This window comes from Rhodococcus sp. P4_B6, assembly GCF_056402215.1.
In genome coordinates, this window is record NZ_JBFUHV010000289.1 from 1 (window position 1) to 7,072 (window position 7,072).

Annotated in this window: 6 protein-coding genes and 1 pseudogene; 5 read left to right on the plus strand and 2 right to left on the minus strand. The window is 64.0% G+C overall.

Annotated features, from left to right (window positions below):
* Positions 1-1,983 (plus strand): ATP-binding cassette domain-containing protein (locus tag AC1DWT_RS48625; protein ID WP_477926005.1); only part of this gene is annotated, 1,983 nt, incomplete at its 5' end.
* A gap of 98 nt (positions 1,984-2,081) precedes the next feature.
* Here the strand turns inward: AC1DWT_RS48625 and AC1DWT_RS48630 are convergent.
* A pseudogene (locus tag AC1DWT_RS48630) lies at positions 2,082-3,047 on the minus strand (histidine kinase); the annotation flags it as partial.
* A gap of 718 nt (positions 3,048-3,765) precedes the next feature.
* Between AC1DWT_RS48630 and ygiD the strand changes: the two are divergent.
* Positions 3,766-4,611: a 4,5-DOPA-extradiol-dioxygenase gene (ygiD, locus tag AC1DWT_RS48635; RefSeq protein ID WP_206016298.1), complete on the plus strand. Its 846-nt coding sequence runs from the start codon at positions 3,766-3,768 to the stop codon at positions 4,609-4,611.
* 420 nt (positions 4,612-5,031) lie between these two features.
* The gene (mihF, locus tag AC1DWT_RS48640) at positions 5,032-5,346 is read left to right on the plus strand and encodes an integration host factor, actinobacterial type (protein ID WP_206015744.1); all 315 of its coding nucleotides are present in this window, start codon (positions 5,032-5,034) and stop codon (positions 5,344-5,346) included.
* Between the two features lie 512 nt (positions 5,347-5,858).
* Here the strand turns inward: mihF and AC1DWT_RS48645 are convergent.
* On the minus strand, positions 5,859-6,098 hold the full coding sequence (locus tag AC1DWT_RS48645; protein ID WP_477926006.1) for a hypothetical protein: 240 nt from the start codon (positions 6,096-6,098) through the stop codon (positions 5,859-5,861).
* Between the two features lie 148 nt (positions 6,099-6,246).
* On the opposite strand from AC1DWT_RS48645, the gene AC1DWT_RS48650 reads away from it, so the two are divergent.
* Together AC1DWT_RS48650 and AC1DWT_RS48655 are read left to right on the plus strand one after the other, a co-directional pair.
* A complete protein-coding gene (locus tag AC1DWT_RS48650) occupies positions 6,247-6,651 on the plus strand; it encodes a cupredoxin domain-containing protein (protein ID WP_206015742.1) in 405 nt (134 codons plus the stop codon).
* A 30-nt stretch (positions 6,652-6,681) separates the two neighbouring features.
* The gene (locus AC1DWT_RS48655) at positions 6,682-6,870 is read left to right on the plus strand and encodes a hypothetical protein (protein WP_477926007.1); all 189 of its coding nucleotides are present in this window, start codon (positions 6,682-6,684) and stop codon (positions 6,868-6,870) included.
* Positions 6,871-7,072 lie beyond the last annotated feature (202 nt).

The following is a 7,072-nucleotide window of genomic DNA, read 5'->3' on the forward strand; positions in this document are numbered from 1 at the left end:
TTTTCATTTTCTGCCGCGGTATCTATCACCCTGGTGGCGATGGTTGTCGTGGGAGGACAAGGAACATTATTGGGACCATTGCTCGGTGCACTCTTTTTTGCGGCACTACCCTCCATCTTTCAAGGCGCTCCTGAGAACCAGGCCCTATACGCGAGTATCACTTTTCTTGTCTTTGTTGTGCTGGCTCCGGCGGGAATCCTGGGCGCCCTGTCCAGGTGGGGCGGTGCTACCACGAAGCGGCTACCAAGTCGTCCGCGAACTTTGACTGGCACGGGCGGCGAGTCCGGAAGCATGGAAGCCTGCGATACATCATCCGAGGCTTTCGATGTCCCAGAGGTGGACTCTGGCCGGAGAATTGCCGGCGAATGCGACATGGCAGCGACTGCAGCGGCCGCAATGGAGATTGCCGACGTGAGTGTCGCTTTCGATGGAGTACATGCACTGAGTGGAGTCGACATCACCGTGACCCCAGGACAGATCCATGCCCTGATCGGCCCAAACGGTGCTGGTAAGACGACGCTGATCAACGCCGTCACCGGTCTACTCCGACCGACGAGTGGGGAAATCCGAGTCAATGGCCTTGCAACTACCAAGCTGTCGCCACCGGAGATTCGTGCTGCTGGAGTAGGGCGGACCTTTCAGAATCCGTCGCTCGTCGACGATTTGTCCGCAGTCGAGAACGTCGCACTAGGACTCCTGAGCCAGCAACGGCGCTGGTTGCTCGTGGATCTGCTACGCCCTACCCTCGGGCGGAACGCAGACGCTGATACTCGAGCAAGGTGCGAAGAGGCTCTGCGCCTGGTCGGGGTTTCAGAGTCCACCTGGAATAAGAGAGCCGATGAAATCTCGCTAGCTGACCGGAAACTGGTCGACCTGGCTAGGTCATTCGTGGCAGAGCCGACGATCTTGCTCCTCGACGAGCCCACTGCCGGACTGGGAGAACAGGAGATCCACATTGTTGAAGACGCGATACTCAAACTTCGTTCCAATGGACGCGTAACGATCCTACTTGTCGCGCACCATGTCGCCTTTGTTCGGCGGGTGGCCGATACCGTCACCGTACTCGACGGGGGGAAGATACTAGCCTCCGGCCATCCGGAGCAGGTCACAAGCGACGAGCGGGTACTGGAAGCCTTCATCGGCCAGCCTGCCGAACTGCTGAACCTGGCGGGTGAATTTGGGTCTACAGCAGGAGAACCAGCCCTCTGCTCTCCGGGCGAACCGGCTGATAGCTCCCTGGCAGATCCGGAAATGCTACAGCCGGAAAGATCTGGCACGGATCTGTCGTCACAGGGGATGCGGGTTACCGACCTGACCGTAGGATACGGGCCGGCGCGCGTCCTCGACAAAGTCTCGCTACATGTCTCCCGAGGGGAACTCGTGGGGCTTACAGGCCGTAACGGCGCAGGGAAGACGACACTGCTACGAGCCCTGTCCGGAATGATCGGTCGCGGTAATGGCCTGGTCAACATGGACTCGGTCACCGTTCCCCCGTCACCGGTGGACGCAGCCAGGGCCGGATTGATCCACGTGCCCGAGGGTAGGGGCGTCGTCGGATCACTGTCCGTGCTAGAGAACCTACAGGTCGGCGCCGTGGCGGTCGGACACAAATTGACCAACGAGGACCTAGATCACATTCTGAGCCGATTCCCCGCACTCAGGCCGCTATTGCAGCGCCCCGCCGGGTTGTTGAGTGGTGGCCAACAACAGATGCTCGCGATAGCCCGAGGACTTGCCGCCAAGCCTTCCATCTTGATGGTAGATGAACTCAGCCTGGGGCTATCCCCCAAGGCCACCAGCGAAGCTCTCCAAGTGTTAGTGAGGCTCACCCGCGAAAGCGGCGAGGGTGTGCTTGTCGTCGATCAAAACATCCAGACCCTCTCCAGCGTCTGTGATCGGATGTACGTCTTACGGGACGGGTCTCTCGTCGAACTCGAGGGAGACAGCGGATCGATTCATGAATTGCAAGAAGTCTATTTCTGAACCGTCCCGAGTTTTCCTCCGATCCAATGCTTGCGACATGCGAATGTCGGTCAAAAGAGCGACGTCCGGAGTGTCGACCATCATCGCATTCCGCTCGGTTCGAGGGAAACGGGGACTGCCGAACGACGAGCCAGCGTCCGCACAGCCGACCCCAGCCCGCCCTTCGACAGGATCGCCGGATGGATCCCGTGCGAGAGTTCCCGCAGATCCTCCGACACACCCCTGAGCCCCAAGGCGACGGCCGACAACTGCTCCCTCACGTCCACCCACTCGGCCAGCACCGACGCCTCCGCCATACGCGCCTCGAGTCCCAGCGACACCAGCCGCTGCTGGGCCCCGTCGTGCAAGTCACGTTCCAGGCGGCGGCGCGCCTCGTCGGCGGCCGCGACGATCCTGGCCCGCGAGACGATCAATTCGCACGGGTCGCCGCATTGGCGATCGCGGTCGCGACGAGATCGGCGAAGTCACCGAGTCGGGCCTCGGTGTCCGCGGGCAGCGGCTCGGTGCGCCGCGATCCGACGATCGCCGCGCCCCACACCCGTTCGTCCACGACGATCGGGACTCCCACGATCGAACCGAAGCCCTCGGCACGAATACGCGTAGCAACCGCCCCACCGACGTGTGCGTGGTTGTCGATCCGGGCGCCGTGGCCGGTGCGCAACACGATCGCCCCGACGTCGCCGCCCACCGTCGAGATCCTGTCCCCGGTCACGGGCATCCCAGTCACCCCCGGCTCGTATCGAACCGCGACCAACGTCCCGGTGCCGTCCCCCTCGTACCGAAGCACGGCGTCGACCACACGCAGCCAGAGCGCCAATTCTTCGGCCACCGCCGTGAAGACCTCCGAGGGTCTCACCCCACGCGCCGCCAATGTTGCCACTCGACGCAGTGAAGCCTGGTGTTCGGCGAGGATCGCGAGTTCATCCCGGCTCGCGTCCGCCTCCCGGCGGCGCAGAACCGCCTCCGCGGCGCAATCTGGCCTGACCCGCCATGAGGTTGGCCACCAGCGCGACGGGCAGGAACACCACGACGGCCAACCAGTCGCTGACCCTGGTCGGGATCAGGGCCCTGCACGCCGCCGAGGTTGTGCAGCTCGGGCCGCGCTCCTGCGGTGCGGGCTGCGTTCACCACGGCGTCGAGTTGGTTGAGATGCATCACTTAACGCCGACCGGGAATGATCCGGGTGTTCGATCCGCGCCGGTGTCCTGTCGCCGGGGCTGGCTTTGAGTCACTCACCCGCACAGTTGTGCCAACTCCTGCTGGCTATGCCACCAAATAGCACGATCCCGATGATGGCGAGCCAGAACGGGCCCTTGATCACGAACCACCAAACTGTGGGCGATCGCCGGTCGGCGCGTCGACGACATTACCGCTGACGAGGATATCCCGCCGGCCATTAGCGGCAGGGTCGAGTCGACCGGTTGCTGCTCGCCGTCAACCACCGCGTCCCGATCACGTAACGGGCGGTCCGGGGGCTGAATACTAATCTCACGGAGCCTAAAGCAAACCTAAGTCGGGGTCCCCCACCGGTTTCTGAATCGGGTCCTTTCTAGAGAAATTTCCCTGTCCGGCAAGATAAAACGGCCACAGGTAAACGCTCGGAAGGACAACCGCCGACGGACACACGCCAGACGGGCGACGAACAACCCGATAGTACGACTCCGATCGGCGGGCAAATCGCGTCAGCGTGGCGGGTCACCGCCATGCCGGAAAGTCGAGGACAATGACATTGCCTCGGACTGGAGACAAATCGTGAACGCAGAGACAGGCTCGAACCTCGTCATGCCGGCGGCGTTCATCGGACACGGCAACCCGATGAACGCAGTCGAGATCAACCGCTACACCGCCGCTTGGAAGGCGTTCGGGCAGGCGGTGCCTCGCCCCCGCGCGATCCTGGTCGTCAGCGCGCACTGGTACATCAACGCGACCGCGGTCACCGCCATGCCGCGGCCGCGCACCATCCACGACTTCTATGGGTTTCCCCCAGAGTTGTTCGACGTGCAATACCCCGCACCAGGACTGCCCGAACTCGCCACCGAGATCAGTGACACCGTCCACCCCACCTGGGTCGGTGCCGATCTCGACAGCTGGGGAATCGACCACGGCACCTGGTCGGTACTCGTCCACGCCTTCCCCGACGCCACGATTCCCGTCGTCCAGCTGAGTATCAACGCGGACAAACCCCTGGACTACCACCTCGAACTCGGCGCCAAGCTGGCCCCGATGCGCGAGCGCGGCGTACTCGTCGTCGCAAGCGGCAACGTCGTCCACAACCTCCGCGGCATGAACTGGACACTCGCCGACGACGGTTACGACTGGGCCAGGCGATTCAACGAAGACGCCAAGACTCGGATGCTCACCAACCCGACCGAGTTCGCGACACTCGACGCCCACCGCGACTTCACCCAGGCGGTACCGACTCCGGACCACTTCATCCCCGCCTTGTACCTGGCCGGGCTGGCGGCCGCCTCACTGAAACCCGACATCGATGTCCTGGTCGACGGCTACGCATACGGCTCGCTGTCGATGACCGCCTACACCCTCGATCTCCCCTGCCCGACCACGACCGAACTGGGTGGATCCCCATTGCCGCCGGCAGAGCTCCCACCAGACGCCTCCAACATCTGAGGGCAACGACAAACACCACCGACGTGACAGCCGACACGGAGCGGAACAGCTACCTCGTCACGGGATCCCGCAACCCACCTGCTCAATGCCTTCGGTGTAGCTCATCCCTCGGCCACCCAGGCACACGAACGCGCCAGCGGCGGTGGCGGCGCCAGGCGGGCTTCCGGATCGACGATGCCGGGGACCAGTCGGGATCGGCAGCCCTGTCATCCCTCTGCTCACCCTTCACCTACACGCCGGTCGGAGAGAGGGCCGCGCAGAGCTCAGATCAGCACCCCGGGCATCCGCGTGCAAGCACTGCGGCCATGAGCTGTGCACGACCCGCCCGGTCCACGCGCACATCGTCATGGCCTCACCTGGCACGATCATCACCACAGCCGGCCAGGCGATCTGGCCGAACAGAGCAGCAAGGAGCACCTCATGGCATTGCCTGTCTTGACCCCGGAACAACGCGCCGAGGCACTGGCGAAGGCCGCAGAAGCCCGCAAAGCGCGTAGCGAACTCCTCTCCGCCGTGAAATCCGGCGAGCTGAGCATCGCCGAAGTCCTCGCCAAAGCCGAAACCGACGAAACCGTGAAGAAGACGAAGGTGACTGCCCTGCTCAAGGCGCTCCCCGGCGTCGGACCGGTGAAAGCCGCAGAACTCCTCGAAGAATTGTCGATCGCCGAGACCCGACGGATCGGTGGACTCGGAGCCAACCAGCGCCAGGCACTGATCCACGCAGCCGGCGCCTGATCCGGGCACACCCCGCCCTGTCACATCGGCGCATCCGGCGACAGCGGCACGCTTCAATTCCTAGAAGCCGGTCTCAACCTGCACGACTGTGGACCGGCACCGACACGCATGACGGTATGTCCTTTGCTGCGCGCCCGGCGCTGCCGGTCAGGCGTGACGGACAACGTCTTGGACGAGTTGTACGCGGGAAGTGAGGCCGAGTTTGGTGAAGACATGGGTGAGGTGGCACTGTACGAGACAAAAGCCGCGCGGCAATCTCCTTGCTGCCCGCTGACCAGGTCGACGATGTCACCCGGTCGGTGTGAGTGAGCCCAGCCACTCGTCGGCAGTCTGCGTTCACCGTGACCGCGCCGAGCGTAGGCGATCGCTGCGCCGGTGGACAGAGCAGCACCCTCCGCCCACACATCGTCAAAATCGTGGTCGCCCATCGCGCACGCAACTCGGCCAGGAGGCCTCGTAGCGGACTTGGTAGATCTTGAACCGGACCCCGGCCGATGCGCTGCCGGATCGCCTCAGCCGCGTCGAACAGCCGCGTGCCCTCGTGGTTCGGTGGCCAAATCAGGCAGCCCGACGATGCCCACCGCCACAGGAGCGAGGACGAACCAGGGGATGAACTGATCGAATTCGTTCCAGTGGCGCAGCGATGCCAGCTCCAGGGCTGCGCCCACACAGGTGAACGCTGCCAGGCCGATCAGCACTGCACAAAACGACCCGACCAGTCRCTGTTCATCTCGGGATTGGGTGGCGCTCATGCGACCCCGTGTCGTGTCGGTCGGGGAAACGTCCGGTCGCCCTCTGGATATACACCCGAACGACTGTCCGATCAGGTTCACCGGGGCGGGCGAAATTTCTCTCACGTGTTTGGTGAACGGAATGGGTCGATGATTCGTGGTATCGGGTATGAAGCTCTCCGCAGCTCTGCTGGCGGCTGCCGTCGTCGCGGCGTGTGCGCTCACCGCCTGCAGCGATGACGGCGGCAGCACCGTCGACTACGCACCCACCCCGACGATCACCGACACGACGGCGATGCCGTCCTCCGAAGGGGCGGTGGCGGCGGGAACGAACGAGATCGTCATCTCGGGATTCGCGTACACGGTGCCCGCCACGGTGGCGCCCGGCGCGCAGGTCACCATTCGCAACAGCGACACGGCCGAACACACGGTGACCGCGGACACCGGCGGCACGTTCGACGTCGAGATCGAGGGCGGCGAGACCGCAACATTGACGGTGCCGCCGACACCCGGTACCTACCCGTTCCATTGCACGTATCATTCGAACATGCACGGTGACTTGACCGTCGGGTGACGAGGTCATCGCCGATCCGGGTTCGACGCGGTGGGAATGCGCAGCTTCCTGCCCGCGCCGCGCACGGTGGATGAGGCGCTCGCGAGCACGCTCAACATCTCCGGTCTCGTGACCATGACTGCAGTGAACTCGACACCGTGGTTCTGCTCATCTACGACGGCGTTGCGCGCGGTCGGGGACGGTTCCTGCAGATTGGACGGGCTACCCGGAAATCAGTGAACCCTCGGGAGTCCGGTTTCGTGAATAGGTTTATGCCCGCTCAACAATCCGGGGCGGCCCCGGAATCCGACGGGATGCGGTCGACGGCGCTGGTCCGCGGGCTGATCGCCACGTCGAGCACTCGTTGTTCGCCGTCGAGTTGCAGGGCCGCGGCGGCCCTTGCGCGCTCTTCAACCACGGAGAGTCCGTGCAGGCTCAGCGC